19 protein-coding genes and 2 pseudogenes are annotated in these 16,770 nt (G+C 75.5%); 10 read left to right on the plus strand and 11 right to left on the minus strand.

Annotation, left to right across the window (positions count from 1 at the left end; translation table 11 throughout):
• Positions 1-84 precede the first annotated feature (84 nt).
• From ACWIX7_RS08900 to galU, 3 genes are read right to left on the minus strand one after another with little or no spacing between them, the layout of a single operon-like run.
• Positions 85-705: a GNAT family N-acetyltransferase gene (locus tag ACWIX7_RS08900; RefSeq protein ID WP_448621184.1), complete on the minus strand. Its 621-nt coding sequence runs from the start codon at positions 703-705 to the stop codon at positions 85-87.
• 8 nt (positions 706-713) lie between these two features.
• Positions 714-2,126, minus strand: a complete 1,413-nt coding sequence (gene glp, locus ACWIX7_RS08905) for a molybdotransferase-like divisome protein Glp (protein ID WP_448621185.1) — start codon at positions 2,124-2,126, stop codon at positions 714-716.
• A gap of 41 nt (positions 2,127-2,167) precedes the next feature.
• Entirely contained in the window at positions 2,168-3,082 is a 915-nt protein-coding gene (galU, locus tag ACWIX7_RS08910; protein ID WP_448621186.1) for a UTP--glucose-1-phosphate uridylyltransferase GalU, read from the minus strand.
• A 201-nt stretch (positions 3,083-3,283) separates the two neighbouring features.
• On the opposite strand from galU, the gene ACWIX7_RS08915 reads away from it, so the two are divergent.
• Positions 3,284-3,868 (plus strand): 5-formyltetrahydrofolate cyclo-ligase, encoded by a 585-nt coding sequence (locus ACWIX7_RS08915; RefSeq protein ID WP_448621187.1) that lies wholly within the window; start codon positions 3,284-3,286, stop codon positions 3,866-3,868.
• Between the two features lie 5 nt (positions 3,869-3,873).
• Here the strand turns inward: ACWIX7_RS08915 and ACWIX7_RS08920 are convergent, their stop codons facing one another.
• A complete protein-coding gene (locus ACWIX7_RS08920; RefSeq protein WP_448621188.1) occupies positions 3,874-4,059 on the minus strand; it encodes a GntR family transcriptional regulator in 186 nt (61 codons plus the stop codon).
• Positions 4,060-4,176: 117 nt separating this feature from the next.
• Between ACWIX7_RS08920 and ACWIX7_RS08925 the strand changes: the two genes are divergently transcribed.
• The 3 genes from ACWIX7_RS08925 (at position 4,177) to ACWIX7_RS08935 (ending at position 8,307) form a co-directional block, all read left to right on the plus strand.
• Positions 4,177-5,517, plus strand: a complete 1,341-nt coding sequence (locus tag ACWIX7_RS08925) for an SLC13 family permease (RefSeq protein WP_448621189.1) — start codon at positions 4,177-4,179, stop codon at positions 5,515-5,517.
• Between the two features lie 20 nt (positions 5,518-5,537).
• On the plus strand, positions 5,538-6,716 hold the full coding sequence (locus ACWIX7_RS08930) for a CaiB/BaiF CoA transferase family protein (protein ID WP_448621190.1): 1,179 nt from the start codon (positions 5,538-5,540) through the stop codon (positions 6,714-6,716).
• A 73-nt stretch (positions 6,717-6,789) separates the two neighbouring features.
• Positions 6,790-8,307: a carboxyl transferase domain-containing protein gene (locus tag ACWIX7_RS08935; protein WP_448621191.1), complete on the plus strand. Its 1,518-nt coding sequence runs from the start codon at positions 6,790-6,792 to the stop codon at positions 8,305-8,307.
• Positions 8,308-8,436: 129 nt separating this feature from the next.
• Here the strand turns inward: ACWIX7_RS08935 and ACWIX7_RS08940 are convergent, their stop codons facing one another.
• The 5 genes and pseudogenes from ACWIX7_RS08940 to ACWIX7_RS08960 all read right to left on the minus strand — a co-directional run bounded on the left by ACWIX7_RS08940 (position 8,437) and on the right by ACWIX7_RS08960 (position 11,585).
• Positions 8,437-8,928 carry a MarR family winged helix-turn-helix transcriptional regulator gene (locus ACWIX7_RS08940; protein WP_448621192.1) on the minus strand — a complete coding sequence of 164 codons (492 nt, stop codon included), beginning with the start codon at positions 8,926-8,928 and terminating at the stop codon, positions 8,437-8,439.
• A gap of 45 nt (positions 8,929-8,973) precedes the next feature.
• Positions 8,974-9,729 carry a PP2C family protein-serine/threonine phosphatase gene (locus ACWIX7_RS08945; protein WP_448622143.1) on the minus strand — a complete coding sequence of 252 codons (756 nt, stop codon included), beginning with the start codon at positions 9,727-9,729 and terminating at the stop codon, positions 8,974-8,976.
• A gap of 71 nt (positions 9,730-9,800) precedes the next feature.
• Positions 9,801-10,367, minus strand: a pseudogene (locus ACWIX7_RS08950) (GAF domain-containing protein); the annotation flags it as partial.
• A 154-nt stretch (positions 10,368-10,521) separates the two neighbouring features.
• Positions 10,522-11,049: pseudogene (locus tag ACWIX7_RS08955) on the minus strand (DUF1348 family protein); the annotation flags it as partial.
• Positions 10,953-11,585, minus strand: coding sequence for a LysE family translocator (locus tag ACWIX7_RS08960; RefSeq protein ID WP_448621193.1), 633 nt, complete (start codon positions 11,583-11,585; stop codon positions 10,953-10,955). The gene ACWIX7_RS08960 and the pseudogene ACWIX7_RS08955, both read right to left, overlap by 97 nt.
• 211 nt (positions 11,586-11,796) lie before the next feature.
• On the opposite strand from ACWIX7_RS08960, the gene ACWIX7_RS08965 reads away from it, so the two are divergent.
• Both ACWIX7_RS08965 and ACWIX7_RS08970 read left to right on the plus strand, forming a co-directional pair.
• Positions 11,797-12,687: an ornithine cyclodeaminase family protein gene (locus ACWIX7_RS08965; RefSeq protein WP_448621194.1), complete on the plus strand. Its 891-nt coding sequence runs from the start codon at positions 11,797-11,799 to the stop codon at positions 12,685-12,687.
• A gap of 339 nt (positions 12,688-13,026) precedes the next feature.
• Entirely contained in the window at positions 13,027-13,584 is a 558-nt protein-coding gene (locus ACWIX7_RS08970) for a dihydrofolate reductase family protein (RefSeq protein WP_448621195.1), read from the plus strand.
• On the opposite strand, the gene ACWIX7_RS08975 is transcribed toward ACWIX7_RS08970, so the two are convergent.
• Positions 13,577-13,747: a hypothetical protein gene (locus ACWIX7_RS08975; RefSeq protein WP_448621196.1), complete on the minus strand. Its 171-nt coding sequence runs from the start codon at positions 13,745-13,747 to the stop codon at positions 13,577-13,579. The two genes, ACWIX7_RS08970 and ACWIX7_RS08975, sit on opposite strands and share 8 nt — an antisense overlap.
• A gap of 173 nt (positions 13,748-13,920) precedes the next feature.
• Between ACWIX7_RS08975 and ACWIX7_RS08980 the strand changes: the two genes are divergently transcribed.
• The gene (locus ACWIX7_RS08980) at positions 13,921-14,250 is read left to right on the plus strand and encodes an FmdB family zinc ribbon protein (protein ID WP_448621197.1); all 330 of its coding nucleotides are present in this window, start codon (positions 13,921-13,923) and stop codon (positions 14,248-14,250) included.
• 82 nt (positions 14,251-14,332) lie between these two features.
• Positions 14,333-14,986, plus strand: a complete 654-nt coding sequence (cpaB, locus tag ACWIX7_RS08985) for a Flp pilus assembly protein CpaB (protein ID WP_448621198.1) — start codon at positions 14,333-14,335, stop codon at positions 14,984-14,986.
• 204 nt (positions 14,987-15,190) lie between these two features.
• Here cpaB and ACWIX7_RS08990 read toward each other — a convergent pair whose 3' ends face one another.
• The gene (locus tag ACWIX7_RS08990; RefSeq protein WP_448621199.1) at positions 15,191-15,886 is read right to left on the minus strand and encodes a YbaK/EbsC family protein; all 696 of its coding nucleotides are present in this window, start codon (positions 15,884-15,886) and stop codon (positions 15,191-15,193) included.
• Between the two features lie 90 nt (positions 15,887-15,976).
• Between ACWIX7_RS08990 and ACWIX7_RS08995 the strand changes: the two genes are divergently transcribed.
• On the plus strand, positions 15,977-16,339 hold the full coding sequence (locus ACWIX7_RS08995; protein WP_448621200.1) for a VOC family protein: 363 nt from the start codon (positions 15,977-15,979) through the stop codon (positions 16,337-16,339).
• Positions 16,336-16,755: a PaaI family thioesterase gene (locus ACWIX7_RS09000; RefSeq protein ID WP_448621201.1), complete on the plus strand. Its 420-nt coding sequence runs from the start codon at positions 16,336-16,338 to the stop codon at positions 16,753-16,755. The genes ACWIX7_RS08995 and ACWIX7_RS09000 overlap by 4 nt, the downstream gene beginning before the upstream one ends.
• Positions 16,756-16,770 lie beyond the last annotated feature (15 nt).

The following is a 16,770-nucleotide window of genomic DNA, read 5'->3' on the forward strand; positions in this document are numbered from 1 at the left end:
GTGTCCCGGAGTGTCGTGTGACTGGAGTGTGTTGCTGGGGTCCCGGATCGGCGTGTCGATCCGGCGGCACGCGCCGTCCGCCGGTCAGCGTGGTACGCGGGACCGCCACCGTTCGACCACGCCGCCGGGCAGGTCCTCGGCCAGCAGGGCGAACGTGTCGTGGTCGCGCCAGTCACCGTCGATGTCGAGGTACCGGCGCAGCAAGCCCTCGCGACGGAACCCCAGCCGGTGCACCAGCCCCCGGCTCGGCCCGTTCTCGGGACGGATGTCGGCCTGCAGCCGGTGCAGCCGCGCGGGCCCGAAGGCGTGGTCGCACACCAGGGCCACGGCCAACGAGGCCATCCCCCGGCCGGCCACGGCGCGGTCGACCCAGTAGCCGAGGTTGCCCGAGCGCAGCGCGCCCCGGACGACGTTGTCGATGGTCACCTGCCCGGCGAACCGGCCCTCCACCCGGATGACGAACGGCAGCGACAGGCCCATCGCGGCGCGGCGCAGCACGGCCCGCCGCATCACCCGGTAGGCCCCCGGGGTGTGCCGCGCGGCCCACGGTCCGGCCGCGGTCGGCTCCCACGGCGCCAGCCACGCCTCGTTGGCCAGCCGGACCCGGCTCCACTCCTCGGCGTCCCGCCGGCGCGGCGGGTGCAGCTCCACCGGGCCCCAGGCCAGGTGCGCCGGCCAGCCGGGGCGCAGGGAGGGGTCGACCACGGCGCCGCTCAGCCGCCCAGCAGCAGCGGCATGACGGTGACCAGCCCGCCGGCGGCCACCTCGGTGACGTCCTCGTCGATCACGATCAGGCAGTTCGCCCGCGCCATCCGGGCCAGCATCGCCTCGTCGCCGTCCCCCAGGGGCTCGACGACGTAGCCGCCGTCGGGGTGGCGCATGACCTGGCCGTGCAGGTACTGCCGGTAGCCCAGCGGCGAGAGCAGCCGCTCGGCGGCGATGGCCTGCACGGTGCGGCGGAACAGCTGGCGCTTGCCCAGCATCATGCGGATCGCCGGGCGCACGAAGACCTCGAAGGCGACCAGCGCCGCGACCGGCTCGCCGGGCACGCAGATGACCGGGACGGAGTCCGGGCCCAGCCGGCCGAAGGCCTGCACGGGTCCCGGGTGCATCGTCAGCTGCGAGAACTGCATGGGGCCGAGGGCGGCGAGCGCCTCCTGCACCGGGTCGCCCTCGCTGGCGAAGGTGCCGGCGACGAGCACCAGGTCGCTGCGCAGCAGCTGGCTCTCCAGCACCTCGGACAGCCGGCGCGGCTCGGCCGGGAGGATGCCCCACCGGTAGGCCTCGGCCCCGGCGTCGCGCGCCGCGGCGGCCAGGGCGTAGCTGTTGACGTCGACGACCTGGCCGGGGCCGGGCGGTGTGCTGATCTCGACGAGCTCGCTGCCCGCGGAGAGGACGGCGACCCGCGGCCGGGGGCGCACCTGCACCCGGTCGCGGCCCACGGCGGCCAGCAGGCTGATCTGTGCGGGGCCGATCGGGGTGCCGACCTGCACCGCGGTGGTGCCCGGCGCGACGTCGTCCCCCGCGCGGCGCACGTAGGTGCCGGCGAGCGGGCCGGCGTGCACGGCGACGGTGGCCATGCCGCCGTCGGTCCACACCACCGGGACGACGACGTCCGCGCCGGCCGGTAGCATCGCGCCGGCGGCCACCTTCTGCGCCATCCCGGGGCCGATGGAGGCCGGGCCGCTCGGGCCGGCGACGGTCTCCCCCACCACCGACAGGTGCGCCGGCTCCGCGGGTGTGGCGCCCTCGACGTCCAGCGCACGGGCGGCGTAGCCGTCGAGGGCGGCCTGGTCGAAGGCCGGCAGCGCGCGCTGGCTGACGACCTCCTCCGCGCAGAGCAGGCCCTGCCCGTCGAGCACGGCCAGCTCGATCGGGTCCGGCTGGGGCACCGCCGAGAGGATCTCGTCCAGGTGCTGCTCGACGCTGCGCAGCGGTACCGGCTCGGCCGTGGCGGGGGGCGGCGGCACGGCGCCGCGGTCGATGGCCGTCGTCTCGTGCACGGGGGCCCCGTCGCCGGCGGGCGACGGCGCCGGGACGTCCCGCACCGGGGTGCCGGAGCGCAGGTCCAGCGCCGTGGTGTCCCGGTACCCCGGGACCGTCCCGTCCGTGCCGTCCTCGGTCATGCCCACCACAGGGGTCGATGCTGCCCTCTGAGGGCCTCCGCTCAGGCCTCCGACGCGCCCGCAGGGGACAGGTCGGCCACGAACTCGGCCAGCCACGAGCGGAAGCCCGGGCCGAGGTCCTCCCGCTCGCTGGCCAGCTGGACGACGGCCTTGAGGTAGTCGAGCCGGTCGCCGGTGTCGTAGCGGCGACCGGAGAAGACCACGCCGTGGACCGGCTCCCCGCGCCCGACGAGGGTGGCCAGGGCGTCGGTCAGCTGGATCTCCCCGCCGCGGCCGGGCGCGGTCTCGCGCAGCACGTCGAAGACCTCGGGGGCCAGCACGTAGCGCCCGATGATCGCCAGGCTGGACGGCGCCTCGTCGGCCGGCGGCTTCTCGACGAGGCCGGTGATGGTGACGACGTCCGTGCCGCCGGGCTCGACGGCGACCGCGCCGTACTTGTCGATGTTCTCCCGGCCGACGTCGAGCAGCGCGACGACGGAGCCGCCGTGCTCGGCCTGCACCTGCAGCATCTGCTCGAGCAGGTGGTCGCGGGCGTCGATGATGTCGTCGCCGAGCAGGACGGCGAACGGCTCGTCCCCGACGAAGGCGGCGGCCTGCAGCACCGCGTGGCCGAGCCCGCGCGCCTCGCCCTGGCGGACGAAGTGGACCTGGGCGATCTCGGTGGAGGCGTGCACGGCCGCCAGCCGGGCGGCGTCCCCCTTCTTCTCCAGCGCGGTCTCGAGCTCGGGGACCCGGTCGAAGAAGTCCTCGATCGCGGCCTTGTTGCGGCCGGTGACCATGAGCACCTCGCCGAGCCCGGCGCGCGCGGCCTCCTCGACGATGTACTGCAGCGCGGGCCGGTCGACCACCGGCAGCAGCTCCTTGGGCACCGCCTTGGTGGCCGGCAGGAATCGGGTACCCATCCCGGCGACGGGGATGACGGCCTTCCGCGTCGGGCGGGTGCTCGGAGTCGGCATGCGCGCGAGCCTAGGGCTTGGCTGACGGACCCATGCCGACGGGAGGGCCGGCCAGGCGGATGCTCCGCGCGGTGCCGTCGGGACGCCGCCGGACGGGTGCGCGGGTCGTCGTCGGCGACACGCGCGCGGACACGCCGTCCACGCCACCCGTGCGGGAGCGGCCGGACCGGGACTCCCAGGCGGGCTGGCTAGCCTGCGGCCGTGACCCCCGCGGACGACGTGACCGAGGCCAAGGTCGCGCTCCGCGCCCGGATCAGGGCCCGCCGTGAGGCCTGCTCCCCCGAGGAGCGCGCCGCCGCCAGCGCGGCGCTCGCCACCGCCCTGCTGCGCGGCCTGGCCGGCGTTCGGACGCTGGCCGCCTTCGCACCCGACCCGACCGAGCCCGGGGCCGGCCGGCTGCCGGCGGCCTTCACCCAGCTCCGCTCACGGGTGCTCCTCCCGGTGATCCCTGCCGAGGGGCGCGAGCTGACCTGGGCGGTCGACACCGGCCGGCTGGCCCCGGGCCGCTTCGGGCTGCTCGAGCCGGTCGGGCCGCGGCTGGGACCGACCGCGATCGGCGCCGCCGAGGTCGTCGTCGTCCCCGCGCTCGCGGTCGACCGGACCGGGGTGCGCCTGGGCCGCGGCGGCGGCTACTACGACCGCGCGCTGCGGCACGTCCGCCCCGGCGCGCGGCTGGTGGCCCTGGTCTTCGACGACGAGCTGGTCGATGCGCTGCCGGTCGAGCCGCACGACCAGCGCGTCACCGCGGTGGTGACCCCCTCGGGCGGCTGGCTCGACCTGGCCTGAGCCGCTCACCCCAGGGTCGCGCGGCTGACGCCCGGCCGGGCGGCGAGATCACGCTCGGCGGGCAGCCGGTCCCCCGGGTCGAGGCCATCGGAGTCGGCCCAGGAGATCAGCTGCTGGACGACCTGCTCGTACAGCCGCGGGGAGCGGCGCAGCGGCCGCATGACGCCTGGGGGCTCACCGGGCGCGGGCACGGGCCCCTCCCTGGATGCTGAGACGTGGTGCGTGACACAGTGCCCCCGCCCTGGTGGCTGGGCCACTGGTCCACTGAGGCGAGGTGTCCCCGTCCTCCGACGCCGTAGGAGCCGCTCGTGTCACCGGAGATCGTCACCATCCTGGCGCTCGTCGTGATCTTCGCGATCGCGACGTTCCTGCCCATCAACATGGGGGCGCTGGCCTTCGTGGCCGCGTTCCTCGTGGGCACGCTGTCGGTCGGGCTGAGCACCGACGACATCCTGGCCGGGTTTCCGTCCGAGCTGGTGCTGACCCTGATCGGGGTCACCTACCTGTTCGCCATCGCCCAGAACAACGGGACCGTCGACCTGCTGGTCCGCGGTGCCGTGAAGCTCGTCGGCGGCCACGTCGCCGCCATCCCGTGGATCATGTTCTTCGTCACCGCGGTGCTCACGGCGATCGGCGCGCTCTCCCCCGCCGCCGTCGCGATCATCGCCCCGATCGCGCTCACCTTCGCCGCGCGGCACGGGATCAGCCCGCTGCTCATGGGCATGATGGTCATCCACGGCGCGCAGGGCGGCGGCTTCTCCCCCATCAGCGTCTACGGCGTCACGGTGAACGACATCGTCGAGGAGGCCGGCCTGCCGGGCAGCTCGATCCAGGTCTTCCTCGGCAGCCTGTTCTTCAACCTGGCGATCGCCCTGGTGCTGTTCGTCGTGCTGGGCGGTCGGAAGCTGCTGGGGCGGAAGGTGGCGGCCGTACCGTTGGAGCGCGTCGAGCACGCCCACGGCACCGAGGTCCGGGGCCACGGCGCCGCCCCGGGGCCGGCGGTCGGCGGCGACGACGACGAGCACATCCACCCCGACGTCGCCCAGCCGGTGCGGTTCGAGCAGATCCTCACGCTGATCGGTCTGGCGGTCGTCGCCGTCCTGGCGCTGGTCTTCGATCTCGACATCGGGTTCGTCTCGGTCTCCGTGGCCGTCGTCCTGGCGCTGTTCTCCGCGCAGCAGCACAAGGGCGCGGTCGCCCAGATCAGCTGGAGCACCATCCTGCTGATCGCCGGGGTGCTCACCTTCGTCTTCGTGCTGCAGGAGGCGGGCACCATCGACTACGTCGGCGAGGCGGTCACCGGGATCGGCGCGCCACTGCTCGTGGCCCTGCTGCTCTGCTACATCGGCGCGGTGGTGTCGGCGTTCGCGTCGTCCGTCGCGATCATCGCCGTGGCCATCGCGCTCGCCGTGCCCTTCCTGCAGGCCGGGGACATCGGGGCCGTGGGCGTGGTCGTCGCCCTGTCCGTGGCCTCGACCATCGTCGACGTGAGCCCGTTCTCGACGAACGGCGCGCTGGTCCTGGCCAATGCGCAGGACGTGGACAGAGACCGCTTCTACAAGCAGATCCTGGCGTACGCCGGGATCGTCGTGGTCGCAGGTCCGCTGCTGGCCTGGCTGACGTTCGTCGTCGTCCCGTCGTTCTTCTGATCGGAGCTGTGATCCGAACCATGTCCGGACCCCTGGACGGCGTGCTCGTCGTCGACCTCACGCGGGCCCTCGCCGGACCGCACGCCGGGATGATGCTCGGCGACCTCGGCGCCCGCGTCATCAAGGTGGAGAACCCCGGCAGCGGGGACGACACCCGCGGTTGGGGCCCGCCCTTCCTCCACCCGGAGGGCGCCGAGCGGGAGTCGACGTACTTCCTCTCGACCAACCGCAACAAGGAGTCGGTCACCCTCGACCTCAAGGACGACGGCGACAAGGAGCTGCTGCGCGAGCTGGTCCGCCGTGCCGACGTGCTCCTGGAGAACTTCCGTCCCGGCACCCTGGACCGCCTCGGCTTCGGCACCGACGTGCTCGAGCAGCTCAACCCGCGGCTGGTCACCCTCTCGATCAGCGGCTTCGGCCACGACGGGCCCGAGGGCGGGCGGGCCGGCTACGACCAGATCGCCCAGGGCGAGGGCGGGCTGATGTCGCTGACCGGTTCCGGCCCGGACGACCCGCAGCGGGTCGGCGTCCCGATCGCCGACCTGCTGGCCGGCATGTACGGCGCCTACGGGGTGCTCGCCGCGCTCATCGAGCGGCAGCGCACCGGCCGCGGTCAGGTGGTGCGCACCTCCCTGCTGGCGGCGATCGTCGGCGTGCACGCCTTCCAGGGCACCCGGTGGACGGTCGCCGGCGAGGTCGGGCGGGCGCAGGGCAACCACCACCCCTCGATCGCCCCCTACGGCCTGTTCCACTGCAAGGGGGGCAGCGTCCAGCTCTCCTGCGGGTCGGAGGGGCTGTGGCGGCGGCTGTGCACCGAGTTCGGCCTGGACGCCGAGGCGCCCGGTCTGGCCACCAACGGCGAGCGCGTCGACCACCGCGACCAGGTGATCGAGCTGCTGGAGCGGGCCTTCGCCGATCTCACCCCCGAGGAGCTGCTCGCCCGCCTCGCCGGTGCTGGCGTCCCGGCGGGCAAGGTGCGCACCCTCGACGAGGTCTACGGCTGGGACCAGACCCTGTCGCAGGGCCTGCTGGTCGACGTCGAGCACCAGACGCTCGGCCGGCTGCAGCTGCCCGGCCCACCGCTGCGCTTCTTCGCCTCCGGCCCGGACGGCGAGACCGAGACCACCCGGCGAGACCACGCCGCGCCGCCGGTGCTCGGCTCCTCGAACGAGGCGATCCGCGCCTGGCTCTCGCGGTGAGCGGGCTCGCGGGCCCACCCATGAGCAGCGCACGCTCCGGCGCACTTCCGACGAGCGCCGGCGAGGAGGCCGGGTGACGTCCCTGGACGCCCGGGCGCTGCGGGACCTCGTCCTCGACCCCGGCTCCTGGAAGAGCTGGGACTCCCCCGTTCCGGTGGGCGACGTCCCGGAGTCCTACGCCGCCGAGCTGGTCCGCGCGGTGGAGCGGACGCGGCAGGACGAGTCGATCACCACCGGCGAGGGCCAGCTGCGCGGACGGCGGGTCGCGGTGATCGCCGGCGAGTTCGGCTTCCTCGCCGGCTCCATCGGCGTGGCCGCTGCCGACCGGCTCATCGCCGCGGTCGAGCGGGCCACCGAGGAGGGGCTGCCGCTGCTGGCCGCGCCGGTCTCCGGCGGCACCCGGATGCAGGAGGGCACGGTCGCCTTCCTGCAGATGATCGGCATCACCGCGGCGATCGCCCGGCACAAGGAGGCCGGGCTGCCCTACCTGGTCTACCTGCGGCACCCCACGTTCGGCGGCGTCCTGGCCTCGTGGGGGTCGCTGGGCCACGTGACCATCGCCGAGCCCGGCGCCTCGATCGGCTTCCTCGGCCCGCGGGTGTACGAGGCGCTCTACGGCGAGCCGTTCCCCGAGGGCGTGCAGACCGCCGAGCACCTCGCCGAGCACGGGCTCATCGACGCCGTCGTCCCGTACGAGGAGATCGCCGAGGTCGCCGACCGGGCGCTGCGGGTGCTGGCCGCCCGGCAGACCTGGCACCGGGACGTCGCCGACGCCGAGCGGCCCAGACCCGAGGACGGCACCGAGGCCGACGACCCGGAGGACGGCCGCAGCGCCTGGGCGGTCGTCACCGCCTCCCGCCGCGAGGACCGGCCCGGCGTGCGGCGGCTGCTGCGGACGGCGGCCACCGACGTCGTCGGCCTGTCCGGCACCGGCGCCGGGGAGAAGGACCCCGGGCTGCTGCTGGCCCTGGCGCGCTTCGGCGGGGCGCCCTGCGTCGTCCTCGGTCAGGACCGGCGCGGGCAGTCGCTGTCGGCGCCGCTGGGGCCGGCCGCGCTCCGCGAGGCGCGGCGCGGGATGCGGCTGGCCGCCGAGCTGCGGCTGCCGCTGGTCACCCTCATCGACACCCCCGGCGCGGCGCTGTCCAAGGAGGCCGAGGAGGGCGGGCTGGCCGCCGAGATCGCCCGCTGCCTCGAGGACATGGTGGTGCTGCGGGCGCCGACGCTGGCGGTGCTGCTGGGCCAGGGCACCGGCGGCGGGGCGCTCGCGCTCGCACCGGCCGACCGGGTGCTGGCCGCGGCCAACGGCTGGCTGGGCCCGCTGCCGCCGGAGGGTGCCTCGGCGATCGTGCACCGGACCGTCGACCGCGCCGACGAGATGGCCGCCGCCCAGGGGGTGCGGGCCACCGACCTGTGGCGGGCCGGGATCGTCGACCGCGTCGTCCCGGAGCGGCCGGACGCCGCCGACGAGCCGGTCGAGTTCTGCCGGCGGCTGGGGCGGGTGCTCGGCGAGGAGCTGGCCGGCCTGCTCGGGCGGGACGACGGCGAGCGCTTCCGCACCCGGCTGCACCGCTACCGCCACCTCGGCCGCTGAACGGGCTCCCCGACGATCAGGTGAGCTGGTCGTCGCGGCTCCTGGCTCACGACCGGTGGTGAGCCAGGACCCGCGGTGGTGAGCCAGGACGTCGGCCGCCGGACGGCGACCGCCGGGTGAGGCCGGCGGTCAGCCGGCGTCCGCCACCTCCCGCAGGCGCAGGCTGTGGTCGGGGTCGAGCCGGTCGAGCACCGCCTGCAGCGCGTCGCCGAGGGCGCGGGTCTGCTCGTCGGTGAGCGGGTCGAACACCGCCGCGCGGACGGCCTCGACGTGACCGGGCGCGACCGAGCGGACGACGTCCCACCCGGCGTCGGTGAGGACGGCGACGTGCCCCCGGCCGTCCTCGGCGGAGCGCTCACGGCGCACCCAGCCGCGCTCCTCCAGCCGCGCGACGGTGTGCGAGAGCCGGCTCTGCGACTGGTTGGCGCGGCGGGCCAGGTCGCTCATCCGCCGGCTGCGCCCGGGCGCCTCCGAGAGCATGGCCAGGACGACGTAGGCGGCGTGGCTGAGGCCGGCGTCGCGCTGGAGCTGGGCGTCGAGGACCCGCGGGAGCAGCTCGGCGACGCTCAGCCACGTCCGCCAGGTCCGCTGCTGCTCCTCGTCGAGCCACCGCTGCGCCACATCCGGAACCGTACTGGTGCGCGACACGCCGAGACACGCCGGAGGTCAGCCCTCGACGCGGATGGCGAGGGCGGCGATGTCGTCCTCGCGGTCGTAGCGGACCGGTGCCAGCACGCGGTCGAGGATCGCGTCGACCGGCAGCTCCTCCAGCCCGCCGAGCGTGGCGGCGAGGGCGGCGATGCCGGCGTCGATGTCCTGGCCGGTGCTGCGGCGCTCGATCAGGCCGTCGGTGTAGAGCAGCAGCGTGCCGCCTCCGGGCAGGCCCGTCGCGTGGTCCCGGCGCGGCCGGGTGGGGTCGATGCCGACGAGCATGTCCGGCGGGGTGCGCAGCACGTCGACCGTGCCGTCGGGGCGCAGCAGCAGCGGCGGCGGGTGGCCAGCGTTGGTCCAGCGCAGCCGCCGCGACCCGTCGGGCTGCGCGGGCTCGATGCGGGCCAGGACGATCGAGGCGATGGCGCTCACCGGCAGCCGGGCCATCGCCCGGTCCAGGCGCTGCATCGTGTCGGAGGGGACCTCGCCGCGGTCGACGGCGTAGCCGCGCAGCAGCGTCCGCAGCTGGCTCATGTCCGCGGCGGCGGCGATGTCGTGGCCGACGGTGTCGCCGATCGCCAGCACCGTGACGTCGTCCGCGGTGCAGAAGCCGTCGAACCAGTCACCGCCCACCCGGTCGTTGCCGTGCGCGGGCAGGTAGCGGCCGGCCATCTGCAGCCCGCCGGGCTCCGGGAGCTGCGGCAGCATCGCCCGCTGCAACGTCTCCGCGACGCTGCTGCGCTCCTCCAGCAGCTGCTGGGTGGCCGCCACTCGCGGGCGGCGACGTCGGCGGCCTGCGCGGCGCGCGCGGTCATGATCCGCAGCTGCAGCTCCGAGGAGCAGGCGCCGGCCAGGTCGGTGAGCACCGCCAGGTCGGTGTCGGTCCAGTGCCGCGGCTGGGAGTCGATGGCGCACAGCGAGCCGATCACCCGGCCGTCGGCGTCCACCAGCGGCATCCCTGCGTAGGCGACGACGTGCAGGTCGGGGACGGCGAGGTTGTGCCGGACCAGGGGGTGGCGCCGCGCGTCCTCGACGACCAGCGGCTCGGACGAGGCGACCACGTGCTGGCAGAACGAGTGGCTCAGGGGGGTGCGCCGCTCGCTCTGGTATGGCTCGGGCAGCCCGGCGGCGCCGGGGAAGACCTGCTCCTCGGCGCTCACCAGTGTCACCAGCGCCACCGGCACCGACAGCTGGTGGCGGACCAGCCGCACGAACCGCTCGAACGCCTCGTCGGACGCCGCCGGCAGCAGCGTCCCGGCGGGCAGCGGGGACGACGCGGCGCGCGGACGCGACGACGGGAGGGCCACAGTGCCTCCCGCCTGTGCCTGCGCTCGGCCACGATCGGTGGGTCGCGACTCGGTTGCGCAACTCCACGGTAGCGGAGACGCCCCTCCCGCGCTGTGACGCACACCCCTCTGAGCAGGGGGGATGCCTGCTGCAGCGGCTCAGCGGAGGGGGATGTCGTATCCCGGGCCCCGTTTCGACGTCAGGGCGCGGGCCGTGCCACCGCCGGTCGGTCCCGGCGATGGGGACGTCGTTGGTGCTCGCCTCGCGACGGCACATGAGACCACGCTCGTCGGACTCCCAGAGCTCGTTGCCGTAGCTGCAGAACCACTGCCCTGCGGCGTCGTGCCACTCGTACTGGAACCGGACGGCGATGCGGTCGTCGGTGGAGCCCCACAGGCTCTTGCGCAGCACGTAGTCGAGCTCGCGCGCCCACTTGCGGGTCAGGAACTCGACGATCTCCGCCCGGCCGGTGAGGAACTCGTCGCGGTTCCGCCAGACGGAGTCCTCGGTGTAGGCCAGGCTCACGCGGTGCGGGTCGCGGGTGTTCCACGCATCCTCGGCGGCCTGCACCTTGGTCAGCGCGCCGTCGCGGTCGAACGGCGGGAACGGCGGTCGGGGCTCGGTCACGGCGGCGCTCTCCTCCCGGTCGAGGGCAGGACCCCGGATCCTGCCCCGCCGGGCGACGGGCACGTCCCTCCGTGCCCCGGTCAGCCGCCGGGCAGAGCGAGCCGCAGGCCGAGACCGAGCAGGGCGACACCGGTGACGCCCTCGACGGTCCGGCTGACCCCCGGGCGCTGCAGCCACCGGCGGGCGGCCACCGCACCGAGGACGAGGACGGCGAACCAGACGAGGCTCAGCGCCGCGTGGACGAGGGCCAGCAGCACGCCCATGCCGAGGGCCGGGGTCCCCGGCGGGAGGAACTGCGGCAGCACGGACACGTAGAAGGCGCCGACCTTCGGGTTGAGCAGGTTGGTCAGCAGACCGGTGCGGGCCGACCGCCAGGCTCCTCCCGGCGACCGGGACGAGCCGGCGGCCGCCTCGGCAGGGTGGCGGACCAGGCGCCACAGGATCCGCCCGCCGAGCCAGACCAGGTAGCCGGCGCCGACGAGCCGGAGGACGTCGTAGGCGATGGTGGACGCGGTCAGCAGGGCGGACACCCCGACCGCGGCGGCGGCGCCCCACGCCAGGACGCCGGCGACCACCCCGAGCGCCGTGGCCACCGCATCCCGTCGTCCCCGCGTGATGGCGGCGCGGAGGACCAGGGCGGTGTCGAGGCCCGGGGTGATGGTCAGCAGCAGGGCGACGAGGCCGAAGCCGAGCACGGCTCCCTGGACGCTCACGCCCCGATCCCCGCGGCGGTGGTCACGGTCCGAGCGTAGGGAGGCGGCGCCTCCCCACCGGCCGCCCCGACCGCGTGCGCACCGGACCCGGGTCCGGTGCGCACGACGCCGCGCTGGCCGGGAACGAGGCGGGCTGGACGACCTGGACCAGGAGCCGCTGTCCCTCGGTGTGGCAGGGTGCCGCCGTGGCGCCTGTGACGACCGTGCTGCGGTGAGGTTCCTCGACGCGGACGCCGTCGCCGCGCTCGGCCCGGCCGGCGCGGTCCGGGCGATCACCGACGCGCTGCGCGGCGGCCTGGACCCCGCGGCCGACCCACCCCGCACGGCGGTCGGCCTGTCGCACGGCCAGTTCCTGCTCATGCCCTCGGAGACGCCGGCCGCGGCGGGGATCAAGGTGGCCACCGTCGCGCCGGACAACCCGGCCCGCGGCCTGCCCCGCATCCAGGCCGCCTACCTGCTCTTCGACCGGGAGACCCTCGCGCTGCGCGCGGTGCTCGACGGCACGGCGCTGACCACGCTGCGCACCCCGGCCGTGTCGGTCGCCGCCGTCCTCCCGGCCCTGCCCGACCGGCCGCTGCGCGTGGCCGTGGTAGGGGCCGGACCCCAGGCCACCGGGCACGCCACCACGCTGGCCGCCGTCCGCCCGCTGGCCGGCGTCACCCACCTGGTCCGCGATCCGTCCCGGACTCCGGTGGAGGCGGTGCGGCTCGGCTCCGCGGACGCCGACGAGGCGCTGCGGGCCGCGGACGTCGTCGTCTGCGCGACCTCGGCCCGCGCGCCGTTGTTCGACTCGAGCCTGCTGCGCGACGACGCCGTGGTGGTCGCGGTCGGCTCGCACGAGCCCGACGCCCGCGAACTCGACGCGCCGCTCCTGGGCCGGGGCACCGTGGTGGTCGAGGACGTCGCGACCGCGCTGCGCGAGGCCGGGGACGTGGTGCTGGCCATCGCCGAGGGCGCGCTGACCGCCGCCGACCTCGTGCCCGTGCGCGACCTCGTGACCGGCGCGGCTCCCCCGCCGGCCGACCGGCCGCTGGTCTTCAAGAGCGTCGGGATGTCCTGGCAGGACCTGGTCGTCGCAGCAGCGGTGGTCGAGGCCGGCTGACCGTCCGTCTGCCGTGTCGGCCGTGGTTCCCTCCGACGACGGGCCGGTCAGGCAGGTCCCACCGCGCGTCGAGGCGATGGGAACGGAGCGCTCGTCGTGTCCGGGCGCTGGCGGCTCGGGACCGCGGCCCCCAGGCCGGCGAGGAGGACCCGCACGCCCACCCAGCGCAGGGCCGCCAGTCGTTCGTGCACTCGCACGGCGACCCGGCGGAGTGGCACGTGTCGGAACGTCCCCTGACCGGCAGCTGCCCGAAGATCCGCGGGCTCGGCTCGCCGCTGGGCCGCGTGTGCCGTTCTGCGTCTGCGATGAGTTCGCGGGCGTCCGGCAGTCTCTCCCGGCATGACACTGATCGCTGGCCTCACCCTGTCGCTCGACGGCTACTACGAGGACGCGAACGGGAGCGCCGGCGCGCTGTACACCGACCTGGAGGCCCTCCAGGACTCCGCCTACATGAAGGCGCTGCAGGCCGAGACCGGCGCGGTCCTGATGGGCCGCCGGACCTTCGACATGGGCGGCGATCCCGACCTCTGGGTCGACGGCTACGAGTTCCAGGTGCCGCTGTTCGTGCTCACCCACCAGGCACCGGAGCGGGAGCCCAAGCGCGACGAGGACCTGTACTTCACGTTCGTCACCGACGGCCTCGAGTCGGCGGTCGCCCAGGCCACCGCTGCCGCCGGCGACAGGGCCGTGACCGTCGTCGGTGGTGCTGACCTGAATCGGCAGCTGCTCGCCGCCGGGCTCGTCGACGAGCTGCGCATCGACGTCATGCCGGTGCTGCTCGGGAGCGGGCGGCGCCTCTTCGACGACGTTGCCGGGACGCGGCTGGAGAAGCTCGGCGTCGAGGAGGCCGGGGGCCGCACCAGCCTGAGCTTCCGGGTGGTCGGCCCGCTCAGCTGAGCGGAGGCCCGTCGGGGCCGCGCACGACCTCATCCCCGGTGACCAGCGGCGACCGGACCACCGCGCCGTCCACCACCCGGGCGTCGAGCAGCCCCGGGAGCCCGCACCAGCAGAGGACCTCCACCCGGACCGGCTGGACGTCGTCGGCGACCTCAGCGCACACGGGACCCTCGCCACCGCAAGGCGGCCCTCGTGGCCTGCCGCACGTGGACCCTCGCTCGACGCAGACCTCACACTCGCCGACAGCACGTGGACGGATGCCGGAGCGACGCGCATCATTGGCAGTCGCCGGGTGAGAGTGCCAACCCGGCCCGTCCGACGAGGAGTACCACCACCGTGCCCACGTACCAGTACGCCTGCACCAACCCCGACGGGAAGCACCAGTTCGAGGTGGTGCAGAGCTTCACCGACGCCCCGGTGAGCGAGTGCCCCGAGTGCGGCAGCCCGGTGCGCAAGGTCTACGGCTCGATCGGCGTGGTCTTCAAGGGCTCGGGCTTCTACCGCACCGACAGCCGGTCCAGCTCCTCGTCCGGCGAGTCGAGCCCGTCCTCCAACGGCAACGGCAACGGCAAGAAGGACGCCGCGCCCGCCGCGTCCACCCCGTCGTCCTCGGACTCCTCCTCGTCGAGCGGTTCCAGCTCTTCGAGCAGCGCCGCCGCCGGCTGACCCGCGGTCCACAGGTGGTCGCCGGTTCCACAACCCGGCGTCCGCCGTCCTCCAGCCGGTCGCGGGGGGTCAGCGTGGGCGCATGGTCCGCCTCCGCCGCCCGCGCCGGCCGCTGCACACCGCCCGCCAGGTCCTCGCTGCGCTCCTCGCCGCCACCGCTCTCGTCCTGGCCCTGCGCCCTGCTCCCGCACCGGCCGGCGCTCCGGCCGCCGTCCCGGTCGTCGTCGCCGCGGCCGACCTCGCGGCCGGCGCCGTCCTGACTGCTGGGGACGTCACCGTCGCGCACTATCCGCCCGAGCTGCGCCCCGCCGGCACGGTCGAGGAACCGGCCGCGGTCGAGGGCCAGGTGCTCGCCGGCGGCGTCCGGGCCGGCGAGCCGCTCACCGACGCCGCCCTGGTCGGGGCGGGCCTGACCGCCCAGCTCGGTCCCGGCCAGGTCGCCGCGCCGGTGCGCCCCGCCGACCTCGCGGTCAGCGCGCTGGTGCAGCCGGGTGACCGGGTCGACGTCCTGGCCACGCCGCCGGGCGCCGCCCGCGCCGAGGTGGTCGCCGCCGGGGCGCCGGTCCTGGCCACCCCCGGGCCGGAGGACGACGGCCTGCTGCTGCTCGCCGTCGACGCCGACACCGCGGCCCGGCTCGCCGCCGCGGCCACCACCGCGACGCTCACCCTCAGCCTCCCGCCACGCTCGACGCCGGGTGCTGGACCTGTTGCGCTCCGTGTGGGTGCGGGTGGATGACGCCCGTGCTCACGGGCTTCACGGACTTCCTGCTGCGCGGCAACGTCGTCGAGCTGCTGGCCGTCGACCGCGGAGGCGCCACCGAGCTGACCGCCGCCGCCCACCAGGTGGACCAGCGGGGTCAGGAACTCGGCGAACCGGTCGACGACCGCGTGCAGGGTCCCGCCGCGAGCCTGCGAGTGGCGGGGGCAGGAGGGTCCTTGCTCAGTCGCTGCCCCAGTGCGGCGGGCGGTCCTCGAGGTAGCGCCGGTCGGCGGCCGACAGCTCCTCGGGGCGCTCGCCCCAGCCGACGTCCCGGTCGTCGGGAGCCCGCTCGGCCGGAGCCGCCGCAGCCGGGCGCGGCGGCTCGGCGACCGGGTGGCCCAGCCCCTCGAGGACCTCCGCGGCGGGCAGCGCGGTCAGCGCGGCCCCGGACACCGCCAGCTTGCTGCCCCGGGTGCCCGACCCGACGACCACGAGGTCGGCGGCCGCGACGGCGGGGTCGACCAGCACCGGCCAGGACGGCGGCAGCCCCAGCGGGGTGATGCCCCCGTACTCCATGCCGCTCTCGGCGACGGCGACGTCCTGCGGCGCGAAGGAGACCTTGCGGGCGCCGAGGTGGCGGCGCACCAGGCCGTTGACGTCGGCACGGGTGGTCGCCGGGACCAGGCACGCGGCGAGCTCGGTCTGCCCGGCACGGCGGGCGGCGACGACCACGCAGTTCGCCGAGACCTCCAGCGGCACCCCGTAGGCCTCGGTGAAGGCGGCGGTGTCGGCGAGGTCGGGGTCGATCTCGGCGACCCAGGCGGGGGCCGCCAGCGCGCCCAGCGCCGCGGCCACCGGGGCGGCGAGCAGCTCGGGCCGCTCAGCGGCGGGGATCCAGGTCAGCGAGCCGAGCCGGGGGGCGGTCGAGGAGTCCACGGGGACGATCCTGCCCCGATGGCCCGATCGTCGCGGCGGGCGGCCGGATCACCGCTGGCCCGCCACTCCCCCGGCCCGCAGGATGGGCCCATGATCGGCCAGTTGCACTCCGTCGTCATCGACGCCCCGGACGCGTACGCCCTCGCGACGTTCTACGCCGACCTGCTGGGGATGGAGGTCAGCAAGGGCTCCCCGGGCGACGACTGGGTCGTCGTCACCGGTCAGGGGTACCGGCTGGCCTTCCAGCAGGCGCCGGACCTCACGCCCCCGGCCTGGCCCGACCCGCAGCGCCCGCAGCAGTTCCACCTCGACGTCCGGGTGGCCGACATCGAGGAGGCCGAGCCGAAGGCGCTCGCGCTCGGCGCGCGCTCGCTGCCCGGCGGCGGAGGCGACTTCCGCGTCTACGCCGACCCGGTGGGCCACCCGTTCTGCCTCGTGTGGGACGCCGCATGAGCGCCGACCTGCCCGCGGTCGACCTCGCCTCGGCCAGCCCGTTCGTCGCCGCCACCGCCTTCGAGGTCGGCGAGGTCAGCGGCACCCGCGTGACCGGCACGGTCCAGGTCGGGCCCGAGCAGCACACCCCGTGGGGTGTCGTCCACGGCGGGCTCTACTGCGCCGTCATCGAGTCCGCGGCCAGCATCGGCGCGAGCGTCGCGGTGGCCGACGACGGGCAGTTCGCCGTCGGCGTCAACAACAACACCGACTTCATCCGCTCGATGACCGAGGGGCGGCTGCAGGTCGTCGCCGAGCCGGTGCAGCAGGGCCGCACGCAGCAGCTCTGGCAGGTCCTGCTCACCCGGGCCGACGACGGCAAGCTGGTCGCCCGCGGCCAGGTGCGGCTGCAGAACGTGCGCCGGCCCGGCGCGTGATGGAGGACCCCCCTG

This window comes from Geodermatophilus sp. URMC 65, from assembly GCF_053502545.1.

What these genes read in the sequence shown, in the direction of transcription:
- glp (WP_448621185.1), bottom strand. Translation starts at nt 2,126, where the DNA reads ATGACCGAGGACGGCACGGACGGGACGGTCCCGGGGTACCGGGACACC.
- galU (WP_448621186.1), bottom strand. Translation starts at nt 3,082, where the DNA reads ATGCCGACTCCGAGCACCCGCCCGACGCGGAAGGCCGTCATCCCCGTC.
- ACWIX7_RS08930 (WP_448621190.1), top strand. Translation starts at nt 5,538, where the DNA reads ATGTCCGGACCCCTGGACGGCGTGCTCGTCGTCGACCTCACGCGGGCC.
- ACWIX7_RS08970 (WP_448621195.1), top strand. Translation starts at nt 13,027, where the DNA reads ATGACACTGATCGCTGGCCTCACCCTGTCGCTCGACGGCTACTACGAG.
- cpaB (WP_448621198.1), top strand. Translation starts at nt 14,333, where the DNA reads ATGGTCCGCCTCCGCCGCCCGCGCCGGCCGCTGCACACCGCCCGCCAG.
- ACWIX7_RS08995 (WP_448621200.1), top strand. Translation starts at nt 15,977, where the DNA reads ATGATCGGCCAGTTGCACTCCGTCGTCATCGACGCCCCGGACGCGTAC.
- ACWIX7_RS09000 (WP_448621201.1), top strand. Translation starts at nt 16,336, where the DNA reads ATGAGCGCCGACCTGCCCGCGGTCGACCTCGCCTCGGCCAGCCCGTTC.